Source organism: Rhodococcus sp. Q (assembly GCF_005503035.1).
Lineage (GTDB): Bacteria > Actinomycetota > Actinomycetes > Mycobacteriales > Mycobacteriaceae > Rhodococcus_G.
In genome coordinates this window covers 25,267-41,436 of record NZ_SCOY01000031.1, presented here as the reverse complement: position 1 = coordinate 41,436, position 16,170 = coordinate 25,267, and the positions used below count along the sequence as shown (strand labels likewise).

Sequence of the window (16,170 nt, the reverse complement as noted above, 5' to 3'; positions counted from 1 at the left end):
GTCAGCCGCCCAGCCGCGCACTGGACCCCAGTCCCCACAGCGTCACCGTGAGCAGCAGATTGACCACGACCATCGTCGAGATGCTGGCGCGCATCGCGCGGCCCGCCGCGACCCCGACCCCCTGCGGGCCACCCGACGCGTAGTACCCGTAGTAGCACTGGATGGTGGTCGTGATGATGACGAACACAACAGCTTTGAGAAGCGAGTAGGCCACGTCGGTACCGCTGAGGACCAGAGAGAAGTAGTGGTCGTAGGTGCCGGACGACATGCCCCGCGACATGCTGATGACCACCCGCACCGCGAGATAGTTCACGGCGAGGCACACGAGGTAGAGGGGCACGACCGCCACCACGGAGGCCATCAACCGGGTGGTGACGAGGTAGGGGATCGACCGGATGCCGAGGGCCTCCATCGCGTCGATCTCCTCGGAGATGCGCATCGCACCGAGTTGCGCGGTGAACCGGCATCCGGCCTGCGCGGCGAACGCGAGCGACGCCATGATCGGCGCCAGTTCTCGGGTCGTCGCGGTCGCCGAGATCATGCCCGTCGCCGGTTCCAGCCCGAGCAGGTGCAGCGCGTTGTAGCCCTCGATGCCGACGATCGCGCCCGCCGCGGCGCCGAGCACGATGATGACCCCCGCGGTTCCGCCTCCCACGACCAGCGATCCGTTACCCCAGGTGACGTCGGACAGAATCCGCAGGAACTCCTTGCGATAGTTCCTGAGCGTCAGGGGAATTGCCGCTGCCGCACGGAAGAGGAACGCGACCATGTGTCCCAGGCGCATGACGCCGGCGGTCGGCCTCGCGACCGCCTTCCCCATCGTCCTGCCCCCCGGGACGGCGAAGTAGCGCGACGCCATCAGAAGCCGACCCGAGGGAAGAGGATCACGTACAGCTGGGTGAGCCCGACGTTGACCAGCATCAGCAGCAGGATCGAGGCGACGACGGTCGCGTTCACCGAGTTCGCGACGCCCGCCGACCCGCCGCGGGTGCTGAGCCCCTTGTGACAGGCCACGACGGCGACGATCGCGCCGTAGACGACGGCCTTGACCATCGTCAGCGCGAAGTCGCCGACCGTCGCGAACGACGCGAAGGTCGTGACGAAGCTGCCGGGAGTTCCGTTCTGCACGAACGTGTTGAACAGATAGCCGGCGAGGAAGCCGACGAAGCACACCAATCCGGTGAGCGCGACACCGACGAGGATCGCCGCGGCGAGACGTGGCACGACCAGACGGCGCACCACGGAGATGCCCATGACCTCCAGCGCGTCGATCTCGTCGCGGATCTTGCGTGAGCCGAGGTCGGCGCACACGGCGGACCCGGCGGCGGAGGCCATGAGCAGCGCCGCGACCATCGGCGCGCCCTGCCGGATCACCGCGAGGCCGCTCGCCGCACCCGCGAGGGAGGTGGCGCCGACCTGGCCGGCGAGCAGGCCGAACTGGATGGACATGGTCACGCCGATCGGGATGGCGACGAACAGGGTGGGCATCGCGGTCGCCGACACCATGAACGCGGCCTGGCGGACGAACTCGCGGAACGGGAATCGCAGGGTGACGATGTCGAGAATCAGGTACTGGATGGCGCGGATCCCGAGGACGGACTGCCCGCCGACGGTCTCGAACGAGGCCACCGGGTGTCGCCGCAGGTAGCCGCGCATCCATCGGGTGATCTCGGAGACCGAGGACCGTCTCGACTCCCCGGCAGAACCGGACACCCCCACCGCGTCCGGCCCCGCCCCGTCCGACCCCTCGCGCGTGGATGCGGCGACGACGACGTCGCCGGTCACGTCCGTGCGGACCTTCAGCTGTGCCATCGAGCCTCACCACCATCCCGCGTGTCGTCGGGGCCGATTTCCGCCGCGGCCGGGGCAGCCGATCGTGACCGAAAGACCTTCCGGCCCGCTCCCCCAGCCCGTATGCTGACCGAGTGCTCAGCATGTGGGGCAAATGTTTATCACGGCCCTCGCAATGTGGTCAAGGACACACGCTGCGACGGCTCGAGACGAGGCGGCGAGCACCGCCGAGGAAAGCTCATGTGGACAATTGACCAACTGCGACAGTCGATCTCGCGATCGGGAGAGGACGCCACAACGGAAGCGACGAGCGAAGCCCGGGGCACTGCCCGGGACGGGTCGATCAGCGGGCGGTGCGCTCCCCGGCACGCAGGAAGCGTCCGGTCCGCGTCACGCCGAGCACGTCGGCGGCCACGCCCGCACCGAAGACGTACTCGCCACCGACGAGGACAGCGGTGACGGCGTCGTCGTTGCGGTTCACCATCCGCGACAGGTTGTCGTACGCGGACATCGCGGACTCGGCGTAGGCGTCGAGGGTGTCGTCGAGGTGCGCCGGGTCGATCACGACGAGGTCCGCGCGGTCGCCCTCACGCAGGTGCCCGGCGTCGATGTCGTACCAGTCGGCGAGTTCACCCGTCAGCCGGTGCACGGCCTGCTCCAGCGTCACCGACGGACGACCCGCCCGCTCCGAGTCGCGGACACGGCGCAGGAACCGCAGGCCGAAGTTGTAGAACGCCATGTTCCGCAGGTGCGCGCCCGCGTCCGAGAACCCGAGTTGCACACCGGGAGTCCGCGCGAGCATGTCCAGGATCTCGGGACGATGACCCGAGATGGTGGTGCGCCAGCGCAGCTTCGTTCCGTACTCGACGACGAGGTCGAGGAACGCGTCGACGGGATGGACCCCGCCGCGCTCGACGCCGACCTGACCGAACGTCTTACCGATCACCGAACCATCGGGGCAGGCGACGATGTCCGCGTCGAAGAAATCGCGGTGCCACACCTTGACCCCGAACCTCTTGTCGTAGTCCTTGCGGAACCAGCGCCGATACTCCTCGTCCCGCAGCAGGGCATTGCGCTCGATCTCGTCCGACAGGTGCAATGCCGCTGCCCCGGAACCGAACTCCTCGAACACCACGAGGTCGATACCGTCGGCGTACACCTCGAACGGTACCGGTAGGTGCTGCCACCGCAGATCACCACGGAGCCGCTTCACGACCGCGGCGATCGGTCCGAGAATCCGGATGGTGTACGGGTTGGACTTGATGTCGGCGGCCGACAGCAGACTTGTCTTGAGCTTCGTCCGCCCGAGACCCGTGCTGCCGAGGATGAGGCTCGCGAGGCTGAACGGACTCGTCAGGTCGGGCCCGGCCTGCAGTGCCCGACCTCGACGACGCAGAATCGTGTTGAGTCGTCGCCGTTCCCGCGACTTCGCGTAGGTGGACGGGAGGGTGCGGGACCGGCAGGTGTCGCCGTCGAGCTTGTCGAACAGCAACTGCTGCGTCGACATTCCCACGAACCCGGCGTCCAGCGCCTCGGTGAGCATGGCCTCCATGTTCGCGAGTTCGAAATCGCTGGGGCGCAAATCCTTCCGGGTCGCACGGTTGAGCCCCATCTGCGCGGCCCGCATGTCGGAGTGACCGAGGAACGCCGCGACGTTCGGACCGAGGGGCAGAGCCTCGAGCGCGTCGACGTAGTCCCGCGCCGACATCCACGTCTTCGCTTCCTCCAGGGCGCCGACGACGTGACGCCGCGGGATCGCCTCCACTCGAGCGAACAGATCTCCCGCATCCGACGGCGACGCATGCACGGTCGAGAGCGAACAGGACCCGAGGAACACCGACGTGACGCCGTGCCGTACCGACTCCGACAGCGAGGGCGACTCCAGGACCTCGACGTCGTAGTGGGTGTGGATGTCGATCAGACCGGGCAGCACCCACTTGCCGGACGCATCGATCACCCGGGGGCAGCCACTCTCGTCGAGCGGCTGCGCGGACACGACGGCGACCTTTCCGTCACGGATGCCGAGGTGCCTGGTCGCGGAGGGCGCACCGGTGCCGTCGAACCATCGACCGTTCCTGACGATGACGTCGTAGCTCATATCCACCGCTCCGTTCGAGGCCGGGCACTCGGCTGTCACACGGATTATCGACCCGGCGCCGGACCCGGTCGGCATTTTCACCGGATTCGGGCCCAGCCGCACAGTCGGGTGACAACCGTGCACGCACAGTCAAGGAACGGGGCCCGCCCGTGGCTATGCTCCGCCCCAGCAGGCGTGACACCCCGGCGACAGGAGACCGATCGTGCCCACCATCACGACCACTGACGGAGTCGACCTCTTCTACAAGGACTGGGGCAGCGGCCAGCCCATCGTCTTCAGCCACGGCTGGCCACTGTCAGCCGACGACTGGGACACCCAGATGCTGTTCTTCCTGCAGCAGGGCTACCGGGTGATCGCCCACGACCGCCGCGGCCACGGTAGGTCCACGCAGGTCGCCGACGGCCACGACATGGACCACTACGCCGACGACCTCGCCGCGCTGGTGGACCATCTCGATCTCTCGGACGCCGTCCACGTCGGCCACTCCACCGGAGGCGGCGAAGTGGTGCACTACCTGGCCCGCCACGGCGAGGGCCGAGCGGCCAAGGCCGTGCTCATCGCCGCTGTCCCGCCGTTGATGGTGAAAACGGACACGAATCCCGAAGGCCTGCCCAAGGAGGTGTTCGACGATCTGCAGGCACAACTGGCGGCGAGCCGGTCCGACTTCTACCGCGCCCTGCCATCGGGACCCTTCTACGGCTACAACCGGCCGGGAGCGGAGCCCTCGGAGGCCGTCATCGACAACTGGTGGCGTCAGGGCATGATGGGCGGAGCGAAAGCTCACTACGACGGGATCGTCGCCTTCTCCCAGACCGATTTCACCGAGGACCTCCGGAAGATCACCGTGCCGGTACTGGTGATGCACAGTGAGGACGATCAGATCGTTCCCTACGTGGCCTCCGGCCCGAAGTCCGCGGAACTCCTGAAGAACGGAACCCTCAAGACGTACAAGGACTTTCCGCACGGTATGCCCACCACGCATGCCGACACGATCAACGCCGATCTCCTGACCTTTCTGCAGATCGGCACCGCCGGCTGACGGTCGGCGTCCCGTCAGTCGCGGGAGCCGAACCTGCGCAGCAGCGCGGCCGTCGTCGCGAGGATGACGATGACGACTCCGTAGCCGTACGCGGTCGTCGCCAACCCGAGGTGCGGGACGAGCAGTCCGGCAACCACCGCGGGAACGCCGAACGCGACGTAGCTGACGACGAACACCGCGGCGAACACCTCGGCCCGGTCGTCGGGCCGGGTCAGCGGCGTGATCGAGCGCAGCACCCCGAAGAACGCCGTACCGAAGCCGGCCCCGGCGACGATCACGGCGAGGTAGTACGCGGGCAGTGAACCAACTGCGAGGGCGGCCAGTGTGGCCGCGGTTCCGACCGCGAGCGCGATCGTCCCGAAGAGGGTGATGACGCGCGGGGTGCGGTTGCGGATCAGGTAGGCGGCCGGCGCGCCGGTGCCCGCGAGAAGCGTCACGACGAGTCCCTGCGACAGATGCGACGTGCCGTGGAGTTCCGAGGCGACGATCGCCGGTCCGAGCGAGAGGTACAGGCCGCCGGTGGCCCAGCCCGCGAAGACGGCGGGCGCGCTGCGCACGAACACCGTCCGCACGTCCCGCGGCAGCGCGACCCGCGGCCGCAGCGACGCGAGCAGTCCCTCGTGGCGCGGGGCCGTCTCCGGCACGGTCCACACCGCCCCCGCCAGCACGAGGTACAGGACCGTCAGCGTGCCGAAGACCGCTCCGGCGGCGGCATGACCGGACCGGTCGAGGACGATCCCCGACACGAACGCGCCGACCGCGAGTCCGACCATCGGTGTCACGGCGTTCCACACCGCGGCGGATCCGGGCCGGTCGCGGGGTTCGAGGTCGACGACGGCCGCCGACAGCGCGGACAGCAGCAGTCCGCTCGCGACGCCCTGCAGCACGCGGGCGGCCACGAAACCGGTGACGGCGTCGGCGTGCCAGAACAGGACGACGCTGAGCGCGAGAATCACGAAGCCGACGGAGATCGCGGGGCGCCTGCCGACGTGGTCGGAGACCGATCCGACCACGAGGAGGGTGGCGAGCAGGGCGATCGCGTAGACGGCGAAGACCACGGTCGTGGTGACGGGCGTGAAACCGAGTTCCGCCTGGATGACGGGATAGAACGGGGACGGCGCGCTGGCCCCGGCCATCATCGCGGTGGCCGCGAACAGGACCAGGCGGAATCCGCGTGCACCGGGGCGTCCGAGGTCGCGAGGGGCCGTGACGGTGGGCGGCGCGTCGACCAAACGGTTCGACTTGATTGGAACCATTAGCTCAAGTTACGGTATGGGTCGTGAAGGTTCAACTATTCTCGAACCATGCCTGAGATTTCCAAGCTGCCTTACCCCGACCGCGAGGACATCGAACTCACGGCCGTCCTGTTCGCGCTCAGTGACGACGCCCGACTCGCACTGGTTCGCGAACTGGCGGCAGGCCCGCAGGACATGGTCGACTGCGCCGCCCTCGGCACCGACCTGCCGAAGTCCACGAAGTCGCACCAGGTGAAGGTGCTCCGAGAAGCCGGAGTCGTCGACAGCGAACTGCGCGGACGCAACCGCAGGCTCGCCCTGCGCCGCGCCGACCTCGACGCCCGCTTTCCCGGACTGCTCGACGCCGTCCTCACCGCGAACGACCGACCCTGACACACCGCCCGACCCCGACGCACACGGAGATCACATGACCGACCTGCGCAACGAGACCGCCGGCAGCACCCCGGCGAGCACCCTGCTCGACGGCACCGACATCGCGCCGCTGCTCGCCCCGGCCACGGTGGGCGGCCTCGAGCTGTCCAACCGCTTCGTGATGGCCCCGATGACGCGGAAGTTCTCGCCCGCCAACACCCCCGACGACGCCGTCGCCGAGTACTACGCGCGGCGCGCCTCCTCCCTCGGCCTCATCGTCACCGAGGGCACCTACGTCGACGAGTACTCCTCGGGTTCCAGCGGTCGCGTTCCCGTCTTCTACGGTGACGAGCCGCTCGCCGGGTGGCGTCGCGTGGTCGACGCCGTGCACGCCGAGGGCGGGCGCATCGTCCCGCAGCTGTGGCATCTCGGCGCCACCCGCATCGCTGGCGCCGGCCCCAACCACGACGCCCCGGTCGTCAGCCCGTCCGGGATCGGCCTCGGCGGCGAACCCGTCGGCGAGCCCGCGACGCAGGCCACCATCGACGGCGTCGTCGACGCGTTCGCCCGCGCCGCCGCCGACGCCAAGGACACCGGATTCGACGGCATCGAACTGCATGGCGCGCACGGCTACCTCCTCGACCAGTTCACCTGGGAGAAGACGAACCGCCGCACCGACTCCTACGGCGGGTCCATCGCGGGCCGCATGCGAATCAGCGCCGAGATCGTGGCCGCGATCCGCGACCGTGTCGGCGCCGACTTCCCGATCCTGTACCGGTTCTCGCAGTGGAAGGGTGGCCACTACGACGCCCGCATCGCGGAGAACCCGGACGAACTCGAGCAGACCCTCACCCCGCTCGTCGAGGCAGGCGTGTCGGTGCTGCACGTCTCGACGCGCCGCTACTGGCTGCCCGAATTCGACGACTCCGACCGCACCCTCGCCGGATGGACGAAGCACCTGACGGGGCTGCCGGTCATCGCACTCGGATCGGTCGGCGTCGCGGCTCCGTTCCTCGGCGACGCCGCCGAGGGCCAGGCGTCGCTGTCGCTCGCGCCGCTGCTGGACCTGTACGAGCGAGGCGAGTTCGACCTCGTCGGCCTCGGCCGCGCCGTCCTCGCCGACCCGTACTGGGTGAAGAAGGTCGCCGCAGGCGATCTCGACTCGATCCGGCCCTACAGCAAGGAACTCGAGTCGGCCCTGTTCTGACACGACTCCGCTTCGCACACAGCGCCTCCGGCGAGAAGCGCTGTGTGCGAAGCGGAATGGATCTGCCGAGTTCGTCAGTCCCGGCCTGCCGTCAGGGTACGACGACCTCGGCGGACACCGGGATGCTCGGCTCCACGGTCCGGATGGTGAACCGAACGCGCCCAGCGCCCGTATCCACCGTCACCCACGCCGGAGTGGCGCTGGTCCTGTTCGCCGGGATGTGCTGGGTCACCGAACCGCTTCGGCCGGTGTCGACGTTGTGCCAGTCGATGACGGCGGTCGCATCGCATGCTCCGATGGCCGATCCCCACTCGCCGATCGGCGAGTAGCCCTGCTCGATCATCAGTTCGACGGAATGCACGGCACCCGGGGGGCTCGAGTATTCCAGCGGCCCGTCGAAGGCGGTCCCGGACGGCCTCAACATTCCGGGGCAGAGGCCGTTCCCCAGCGTCAGGACCGGGGCCATCGACATGTGGTTCGTCACGCACGATCTCTCACCGGTGTTCGACGTTCCGAGGATGCACCACGGCTCGGCGGCGCTCGCCGCGCCCGGTGCCGCCACGGACAACGCCGCCCCCAACAATCCGGCAGCTGCAACCGATGCGATTCGATGTGAAATTTTCATGACCCCGAGAATGACACAGGTTCCACCTTCGGGCAGTCGTGCACTTTCGGACGGCGCGTCGCGGAGGTGACACCACTGCGTAGTCTGCATCCATGAACACCGTGCTCGGCAAGGCGATGGTGGTCCTGTCCGCCTTCACCGCCGACGACCACGGCGTCGGGTTCGCGGAACTGCAGCGCCGGACCGGGTTGCCGAAGGCGACACTGCACCGTCTGCTCACCGAACTGGTCGCGGTACGACTGCTCGACCGCGACGACTCCCGATACCGGCTGGGTAGGCAACTGTTCGAGTTGGGGATGCGCGCCTCCGTCGAGCGCGGTCTGATCGAGGTCGCGACGCCCTTCATGGAAGACCTCTACGAACGCACCCACGAGACGGTGCACCTGGGCGTCCTCGAGGACGCGGAGGTCGTGTACGTCGCGAAGATCGGCGGGCACCGGCAGGCGAGCTCACCGTCGCGAATCGGTGGCCGAATGCCGTTGCACTGCACGGCGATCGGTAAGGCCCTGCTGGCGCACGCACCCGACGAGCTTCGTTCCCAGGTCCTGTCCGGACCTCTCCCGCGCCGTACGCCGCGCACCATCACCGCGCCCGGAATGCTCGCCAAACAACTCGACACCATCGTCGAGGCGGGTGTGTCGTTCGAATTCGAGGAAGCGGCCGTCGGGATCGTGTGCGTCGCGGCGCCGGTGCTCGACGCATCGGACCGTCCCATCGCCGCGGTCAGCGCGACCGGGCCCATCACTCGATTCCGTCCCCAGGCCCATGCCACCCAGGTGCGGGCGGCTGCGGCCGGGATCTCCGCGACCCTCGCGCGCCGACCCCGGACCGAACCGCACACAGCCTGAACCGGTAGCGCCCTGACCTGCAGAGTTCCGCTCTTCGGAACTCGACCCTCGCGTTGGCCGTGACACGGCGGGCACAGTCGTCGTCAGCGCTCATCCACAGGACCGATGCGCTTCACACTCTGACAAAAACACGACGACGAGGATTACTTCGATGACGCCACTCGACGGCTCCGTAGCAGTCTCGGACGCCTTGGCACGATTGACCGCGGCCGCCGACACCGGTGTGCCGTGCGCACCGGTCAGGGACGTACTCGGCTCCACCGACATCGCCGCCGCCTACTTGGTGCAGCAGCAGTTGATCGCGGCCAGGGTCGCCGCGGGCGCGGTCGTCGTCGGCCGCAAGATCGGCGCAACCTCAGCCGCTGTCCAGCAGCAGCTCGGTGTCACGCAGCCCGACTTCGGAGTCCTGCTCGACGACATGGACGTCTCCGGCTTGACGGAAGTGCCCAGCGACCGCCTGCTCCAGCCCCGCGCCGAAGCCGAGATCGCGATGCGCCTCGGCGCCGACCTGGTCGACGGTGACCTCGACGACGCGCAGATCCGCGCCGCCGTCTCCGGCCTCGCGGCCGCCATCGAGATCGTCGACTCCCGTATCACCGACTGGGACATCCAGATCACCGACACCGTCGCCGACAACGCGTCGTCCGGCCTCTACGTGATCGCCGACCGGTGGCTGACCCTCGACGAGGTCGAACCGGTCGACGTCACGATGCAGATGTGGATCGACGACGAACTGGCTTCCGAGGGAACCGGCGCAGCCTGCCTCGGCGACCCGCTGGTCGCACTCGGTTGGCTCGCCCGCACCGCCCTCGAGTACGGCCAGCCGCTGCTCGCCGGGCAGGTCGTCCTCACCGGATCCCTGGGGCCCTTGGCCCCCACCCCGCCCGGCTCGGTCGTCCGCGCCGAGCTGTCCACCCTCGGCACCGTCAACGCCACCTTCTCGAAGGACTGACTCCCATGACAGACAAGCGAACCAAGGTCGCCATCATCGGCTCGGGCAACATCGGCACCGACCTGATGATCAAGGTGATGAACCACTCCGAGAACCTGGAGATGGGCGCGATGGTCGGCATCGACCCCGCCTCCGACGGTCTCGCCCGCGCCGCCTCCCTCGGCGTGCCGATCACGTCCGACGGCGTCGAGGGCCTCGTCGCCCTCCCGAACTTCGACGAGATCGAGATCGTCTTCGACGCGACGTCCGCGAAGGCGCACGTCGTGAACAACGAGCGCCTCGGCGCACTCGGCAAGCGCCTCATCGACCTCACCCCCGCCGCGATCGGCCCGTTCGTGGTGCCCGCCGTCAACGCCGACGAGCACCTCGACGCACCGAACGTGAACATGGTGACGTGCGGTGGCCAGGCCACCATCCCGATGGTCGCGGCCGTCTCCCGCGTCGTCCCGGTCGCGTACGCCGAGATCGTGGCGTCGATCGCGTCGAAGTCCGCGGGCCCCGGCACCCGTGCCAACATCGACGAGTTCACCGAGACCACGTCCAGCGCGATCGTCTCCGTCGGTGGCGCCAAGCGCGGCAAGGCGATCATCATCCTCAACCCGGCCGAGCCGCCGCTGATGATGCGCGACACGGTCTTCTGCCTCGTCGACGCACCGGACCCGGCCACCCACGACGAGATCCGTCGGTCGGTCGAGAAGATGGTCGGCGACGTCGCGGCGTACGTGCCCGGCTACCGCCTCAAGCAGCAGGTCCAGATCACCGAGATCCCGTCCGACCAGCCGGTCGAGACGCTGCTCGTCGACAACAACCGGCCCACCCACCAGGTCTCGATCTTCCTCGAGGTCGAGGGCGCCGGACACTACCTGCCCACCTACGCGGGCAACCTCGACATCATGACCTCCGCCGGCATGCAGATCGCGGAGCGGATCGCCCAGAAGAAGGAAGCCACCCGATGAGCGCCAACCCCACCGTCTTCGTCCAGGACGTCACCCTCCGCGACGGCATGCACGCGGTGCGCCATCGTATTTCGCCCGAGGACGTCAAGCGGATCGTCACCGCCCTCGACGACGCGGGCGTCGACGCGATCGAGGTCGCGCACGGTGACGGCCTCGCGGGCGGATCGGTGAACTACGGCCCCGGCTCGAACACCGACTGGGAGTGGATCGAGGCCGCGGCGGACGCGATCAAGAACGCCCGCCTCACCACGCTGCTGCTGCCAGGCGTCGGCACCATCGAGGAACTCAAGCACGCATACAAGCTCGGTGTTCGCTCGGTGCGCATCGCGACGCACTGCACCGAGGCCGACGTCTCCGCGCAGCACATCGAGACCGCACGCGAGATCGGCATGGACGTCTCGGGCTTCCTGATGATGAGCCACATGGCGCCCGCCGAGGAGCTGGCGAAGCAGGCGAAGCTCATGGAATCGTATGGCGCGCACTGCGTCTACGTCACCGACTCGGGCGGACGCCTGACGCTGACCGGTGTCCGTGACCGCGTCCGCGCGTACCGCGACATCCTCAACGAGGGCACCGAGATCGGCATCCACGCCCACGAGAACCTCTCCATGTCGGTGGCCAACTCGGTCGTCGCCGTGGAGGAGGGCGTGTTCCGCGTCGACGCCTCGCTCGCCGGCCACGGCGCGGGTGCGGGCAACACCCCGATCGAGGCGTTCGTCGCGGTCGCGGACCTGTACGAGTGGAAGCACGGCTGCGACGTGTTCGCACTGCAGGACGCCGCCGACGACATCGTCCGCCCGCTGCAGGACCGCCCGGTCCGCGTCGACCGCGAGACCCTGACCCTCGGCTACGCCGGTGTCTACTCCAGCTTCCTTCGGCACGCGGAAATCCAGTCGGCACGCTACGGCGTCGACGTCCGCACCCTGCTCCTCGAGGCGGGCAAGCGTCGCCTCGTCGGCGGCCAGGAGGACATGCTCATCGACATCGCGCTCGACCTGCAGTCGAAGTCCGCTTCGGCGTAGTTCGCCGCGTTCGCACGCCGTTTCCCGCGTCCGCACCTCTTCTGCCTGTTCAGAGGGGGTGCGGACGCGGGATTTCGTGTGTGGAGGGCTCTCGCTCACAGGCTGCACACATGGTCGACGGGCACAATGGGTGGCGAGCAATCGAAGTGAGGACGATTCCACGTGAGCACCCACCTGACCGATGGCGGCATAGAGCCCGAACTGGTCATCCTCGGCGACCTGTTCCGCGACCTGACCGGAATGGACCTGGAGGCGCCGCCGGAACCCCCGACCCTGGAGACACTGCGAGAACTCCAGCAACGCCTGGCCGGCTTCCGCCTCAACTACAAGTTCGCGATCGACGCGACCCTGACGAAGATCAACATCCTGCGTGAAGAGTTCGAGCAGTCGCACGACTACAGCCCGATCGAACACGTCAACACCCGACTCAAGTCGATGGAGTCGCTGGTGACGAAGGCCGTGCGGATCGGCTGCCCGCCGGACATCGAGTCGATTCGCGAACAGATCCGTGACATCGCCGGAATCCGCGTCACCTGCGCCTTCGTGTCCGACGCGTACTGGGTCGCCGAGATGCTCACCAGCCAACCCGACGTGACGCTGGTGCAGGTCAAGGACTACATCGCGAACCCGAAGCCGAACGGCTACCAGAGCCTGCACCTGATCGTCCAAGTGCCGGTGTACCTGTCGGACCGCACCGAGTCGACGTACGTCGAGATCCAGATCCGCACCATCGCGATGGACTTCTGGGCCAGCCTCGAGCACAAGATCTACTACAAGTTCGACCGCGCGGTCCCGCCACGTCTGCTCGACGAACTCAAGCAGGCCGCCGATGCCGCCACCGAACTGGACCGGACGATGGCCCGGCTGCACGACGAGGTGACGGCACTCGACAAGGGTGCGCCGATCGTCGACTGACGGCGTGCACACACCTCTTCTCGCAGGTACAGAGGTGTTTCACGCGCAACCAGGAGTGCGCACTCCGCACACGCGCATGCGAGATGGGCGGCAGGGTGACGCGTCAGAGTGCGGCGAGGTAGCGGTCGGTGATGCGACACTGAACCGCCCGCGCCGGCACGGCGCCGAGACGCGACCACCAGAGCGCGGGACGCGAGAACGCGGTGATCGTGAGGACGACCGAGTCGTCGGCGCGCCATTCGACGCAGAACAGTTCCTCCCCGCGTTCGGGGTGACCGGTCAGGGTGCCGTACGCGAAGCCGCGTCTGCGGGGCTCGTCGACGACGTACACGATCTCGCAGTGCGCGACGACGGGCAGCGGGCCCACCCGGATTCGGAGGCGCACCCGGTCCCCGACCGCGACACGACCACCCGACACCCGCACTCCGGCGCGCTCGTGCAGCGTCCACGAACGCAACTCGTCGGCAGCGCGCTCGAACAGTGCGCCACCGGTCCCGAGCACGCGCGAACGCTGCAGGTGGTGGTACCCGTCCGGCAGCTCGTGCGCGGTGGCGCCGACTTCCCGGTAGGTGAGGCGTCGCTCGCGAGTGCGCATGGTTCTCGACCCTTGCACACGAGAATTGTCCGCGCAGCGCAGGTGCGGACGCGGCGAAAGGGGTGCGCCGACCGCATCTCGAACGTCAGCCCACGACCCCCGCACCGCGCAGAGTGGCGATCCGGTCGCCGTACCCGAGTTCGGTGAGCACGGCATCGGTGTGCGCGCCGAGTGGCGGCACGTCACCCATGCGAAGTTCGGTGTCGCGGAACGTCATCGGCGGCAGCAGCGCCCGAACCGGCCCTGTGGGGGTCTCGACCTCACGCCATCGCTCCCGCTCCTGCAACTGTGGGTGCGCGACGAGACCCGCGACGTCGCGGACCTGCGCGGCGGGAACCCCGACCTCCGCGAGCCGGACGTCGAGGTCGCGGGTCGTCCAGCCGGACGTCTCCGCGGCGACGGCGGCATCGCACTTCGTGCGGTTGCGGACCCGGTCGACGTTGGTGCGCAGCTCCGGGTCGTCTGCGAGGTCGGGACGGCCGAACACGTCGACGACGAGTGCACGCCAGCCGCGATCGTTCTGGACGCCGATCAGGATCTCCCCGTCACAGGTCGGGTAGGCGTCGTAGGGCGCGATCGTCGCGTGACTCAGACCCATCCTCGGCACCTGCCGGTCGGCGTACATCTGCACGTACATCGGGTGGCCGAGCCACTCCGCGGTCGCGTCGAACATCGAGACGTCGACGGTCGCGCCGACCCCGAACCGTTCGCGGCGCAGGAGCGCGGACACCACCGAGTTCAGCGCGTACATCCCTGCGGCGATGTCGGCCGTCGGGATTCCCGTCTTCGTCGCGGTCTCGGGGGTTCCGGTGACCGATACGAGGCCCGCTTCCGCCTGGATCAGCAGGTCGTACGCGCGGCGGTCCCGCATCGGTCCCGCCGTCCCGTAGCCGGACAGGTTCACCACCACGAGACGGGGATCGCGGTCGCGCAGTGCGTCGGCGTCGAGTCCGAGACGGTTCACGGCGCCGGGCGCGAGGTTCTGCACGAACACGTCCGCGCGGGCGACGAGATCCCGGACGAGCGCGACGCCGTCCGCCGACTTCAGGTCGACGGCGACGGACTCCTTGCCGCGGTTCAGCCAGACGAAGTGCGACGCCTGACCTCGCACTGTGTCGTCGTAGGCGCGCGCGAAGTCGCCCTCACCGACCCGTTCGATCTTGACGACACGGGCCCCGAGGTCCGCGAGGTGCCGCGTCGCGAGCGGGGCCGCGACGGCCTGCTCGAGGGCCACCACCAGGTAGCCCTCGAGCGGAAGCGGACCGGTCGCCACGTCAGACGGCCTTCGTCGCGGCCTTGAGGAGTCCGCGGCCGATGATCGTGCGTTGGATCTCGCTGGTGCCCTCGTACAGGCGCAGCAGGCGGACGTCGCGGTAGATCCGCTCGACGGGCACGTCCCGCATGTAGCCGCTGCCGCCGTGGATCTGCACGGCGAGGTCCGCGACCTTGCCGACCATCTCGGTGCAGTACAGCTTCGCCACCGACGGCGCGATCCGCCGGTCCGTCTCCTCGACCCACGCCCGCGCCGCGTCACGGACCAGCGCACGGCCCGCCATGACTCCGGTCTGCTGGTCCGCGAGCATCGCCTGCACCAGCTGGAACTCCCCGATCGGGCTGCCACCCTGGCTGGCGGTCGCGGCGTAGGTGACGGACTCGTCGAGTGCGCGCTGCGCCTGCCCGACCGAGAGCGCGGCGATGTGCACGCGGCCCCGAGCCAGCGACGTCATCGCGGCGCGGTAGCCGGCGTCCTCGTCGCCGCCGACGAGCGCGTCCGCGGGCACCCGCACGTCACTGAAGTGCACGTCCGACGTCCAGGCACCTTCCTGCCCCATCTTGCGGTCCTTCGCCCCGACAGCGACACCCGCCGCGTCGGCGGGGACGAGGAAGACGGCAATGCCTTCGCCGTTCGCGTCGCGGGGCCGGGTGCGGGCGAACACCACGAACAGGTTCGCGAGCGGGGCGTTGGTGATGAACCGCTTCTCCCCGGTGATCACCCAGTCGTCGCCGTCGCGGACCGCCCTGGTGCGCAGGCCTGCCGGGTTGGAGCCGGCGCCGGGTTCGGTCAATGCGAACGACGCGACGACGTCGCCGGAGGCGATCGGCTCGAGCCACCGCTTCTTCTGCTCGTCGGTGCCGAACCCGACGAGGACCTGCCCGGCGATGCCGTTGTTGGTCCCGAACATCGACCGCAGCGCCAGCGACGTGTAGCCGAACTCCATCGCGAGCTCGGCGTCCTGCGCGAGGTTCAGCCCGAGTCCGCCCCACTGCTGCGGGATGGCGTACCCGAACAGACCCATCTCCTTCGCGGCGTCACGGATGTCGTCCGGGATCGCGTCGGTGTCGGCGATCTCCTGTTCCCGCGGGACCACGACGGAACGGATGAAGCGCCTGGTCTGCGCGAGGATCTCGGCGAAGTCCTCGGCGCCGACCTCGGCTCCACCTGGAATCACGGCACCGGCCGGAACAGCAGTCGTCATGTCATCCACCATCACCGGCCGGCGCGCCCGCGTCCAAT

16 protein-coding genes are annotated in these 16,170 nt (G+C 68.8%); 8 read left to right on the top strand and 8 right to left on the bottom strand.

Annotated elements, in window-relative coordinates:
• Position 1: 1 nt before the first annotated feature.
• The 3 genes from FFS72_RS21570 to FFS72_RS21560 form a co-directional block, all read right to left on the bottom strand.
• The gene (locus FFS72_RS21570; RefSeq protein WP_137875855.1) at positions 2-859 is read right to left on the bottom strand and encodes an ABC transporter permease; all 858 of its coding nucleotides are present in this window, start codon (positions 857-859) and stop codon (positions 2-4) included.
• Positions 859-1,656: an MlaE family ABC transporter permease gene (locus FFS72_RS21565; RefSeq protein WP_249353445.1), complete on the bottom strand. Its 798-nt coding sequence runs from the start codon at positions 1,654-1,656 to the stop codon at positions 859-861. Before FFS72_RS21565 ends, FFS72_RS21570 begins: the two co-directional genes overlap by 1 nt.
• A gap of 478 nt (positions 1,657-2,134) precedes the next feature.
• Positions 2,135-3,889 (bottom strand): N-acyl-D-amino-acid deacylase family protein, encoded by a 1,755-nt coding sequence (locus tag FFS72_RS21560; RefSeq protein ID WP_137875853.1) that lies wholly within the window; start codon positions 3,887-3,889, stop codon positions 2,135-2,137.
• A gap of 202 nt (positions 3,890-4,091) precedes the next feature.
• On the opposite strand from FFS72_RS21560, the gene FFS72_RS21555 reads away from it, so the two are divergent.
• Positions 4,092-4,928, top strand: a complete 837-nt coding sequence (locus FFS72_RS21555) for an alpha/beta fold hydrolase (RefSeq protein WP_137875852.1) — start codon at positions 4,092-4,094, stop codon at positions 4,926-4,928.
• A 14-nt stretch (positions 4,929-4,942) separates the two neighbouring features.
• On the opposite strand, the gene FFS72_RS21550 is transcribed toward FFS72_RS21555, so the two are convergent.
• Positions 4,943-6,184: an MFS transporter gene (locus FFS72_RS21550; RefSeq protein WP_137875851.1), complete on the bottom strand. Its 1,242-nt coding sequence runs from the start codon at positions 6,182-6,184 to the stop codon at positions 4,943-4,945.
• Positions 6,185-6,232: 48 nt separating this feature from the next.
• Between FFS72_RS21550 and FFS72_RS21545 the strand changes: the two genes are divergently transcribed.
• Together FFS72_RS21545 and FFS72_RS21540 are read left to right on the top strand one after the other, a co-directional pair.
• Positions 6,233-6,556 (top strand): ArsR family transcriptional regulator, encoded by a 324-nt coding sequence (locus FFS72_RS21545; protein ID WP_137875850.1) that lies wholly within the window; start codon positions 6,233-6,235, stop codon positions 6,554-6,556.
• Positions 6,557-6,590: 34 nt separating this feature from the next.
• Positions 6,591-7,742 (top strand): NADH:flavin oxidoreductase, encoded by a 1,152-nt coding sequence (locus FFS72_RS21540; protein WP_137875849.1) that lies wholly within the window; start codon positions 6,591-6,593, stop codon positions 7,740-7,742.
• Between the two features lie 91 nt (positions 7,743-7,833).
• Here FFS72_RS21540 and FFS72_RS21535 read toward each other — a convergent pair whose 3' ends face one another.
• Positions 7,834-8,367 carry a hypothetical protein gene (locus tag FFS72_RS21535; RefSeq protein WP_249353440.1) on the bottom strand — a complete coding sequence of 178 codons (534 nt, stop codon included), beginning with the start codon at positions 8,365-8,367 and terminating at the stop codon, positions 7,834-7,836.
• Between the two features lie 92 nt (positions 8,368-8,459).
• On the opposite strand from FFS72_RS21535, the gene FFS72_RS21530 reads away from it, so the two are divergent.
• The 5 genes from FFS72_RS21530 to FFS72_RS21510 all read left to right on the top strand — a co-directional run bounded on the left by FFS72_RS21530 (position 8,460) and on the right by FFS72_RS21510 (position 13,060).
• A complete protein-coding gene (locus FFS72_RS21530; protein WP_137875848.1) occupies positions 8,460-9,215 on the top strand; it encodes an IclR family transcriptional regulator in 756 nt (251 codons plus the stop codon).
• A gap of 151 nt (positions 9,216-9,366) precedes the next feature.
• Positions 9,367-10,167 (top strand): 2-keto-4-pentenoate hydratase, encoded by an 801-nt coding sequence (locus FFS72_RS21525; protein ID WP_137875847.1) that lies wholly within the window; start codon positions 9,367-9,369, stop codon positions 10,165-10,167.
• 5 nt (positions 10,168-10,172) lie between these two features.
• Positions 10,173-11,123 carry an acetaldehyde dehydrogenase (acetylating) gene (locus tag FFS72_RS21520; RefSeq protein WP_137875846.1) on the top strand — a complete coding sequence of 317 codons (951 nt, stop codon included), beginning with the start codon at positions 10,173-10,175 and terminating at the stop codon, positions 11,121-11,123.
• Positions 11,120-12,145: a 4-hydroxy-2-oxovalerate aldolase gene (gene dmpG, locus FFS72_RS21515; RefSeq protein ID WP_137875845.1), complete on the top strand. Its 1,026-nt coding sequence runs from the start codon at positions 11,120-11,122 to the stop codon at positions 12,143-12,145. The genes FFS72_RS21520 and dmpG overlap by 4 nt, the downstream gene beginning before the upstream one ends.
• A gap of 162 nt (positions 12,146-12,307) precedes the next feature.
• Positions 12,308-13,060, top strand: a complete 753-nt coding sequence (locus tag FFS72_RS21510; RefSeq protein ID WP_137875844.1) for a GTP pyrophosphokinase — start codon at positions 12,308-12,310, stop codon at positions 13,058-13,060.
• A gap of 103 nt (positions 13,061-13,163) precedes the next feature.
• Here the strand turns inward: FFS72_RS21510 and FFS72_RS21505 are convergent, their stop codons facing one another.
• From FFS72_RS21505 to FFS72_RS21495, 3 genes are all read right to left on the bottom strand, one after another.
• Positions 13,164-13,655, bottom strand: a complete 492-nt coding sequence (locus tag FFS72_RS21505; RefSeq protein WP_137875843.1) for a DUF1990 domain-containing protein — start codon at positions 13,653-13,655, stop codon at positions 13,164-13,166.
• An 85-nt stretch (positions 13,656-13,740) separates the two neighbouring features.
• Positions 13,741-14,928, bottom strand: a complete 1,188-nt coding sequence (locus FFS72_RS21500) for a CaiB/BaiF CoA transferase family protein (RefSeq protein ID WP_137875842.1) — start codon at positions 14,926-14,928, stop codon at positions 13,741-13,743.
• A 1-nt stretch (position 14,929) separates the two neighbouring features.
• Positions 14,930-16,132 carry an acyl-CoA dehydrogenase family protein gene (locus tag FFS72_RS21495; protein WP_137875841.1) on the bottom strand — a complete coding sequence of 401 codons (1,203 nt, stop codon included), beginning with the start codon at positions 16,130-16,132 and terminating at the stop codon, positions 14,930-14,932.
• Positions 16,133-16,170: the final 38 nt, after the last annotated feature.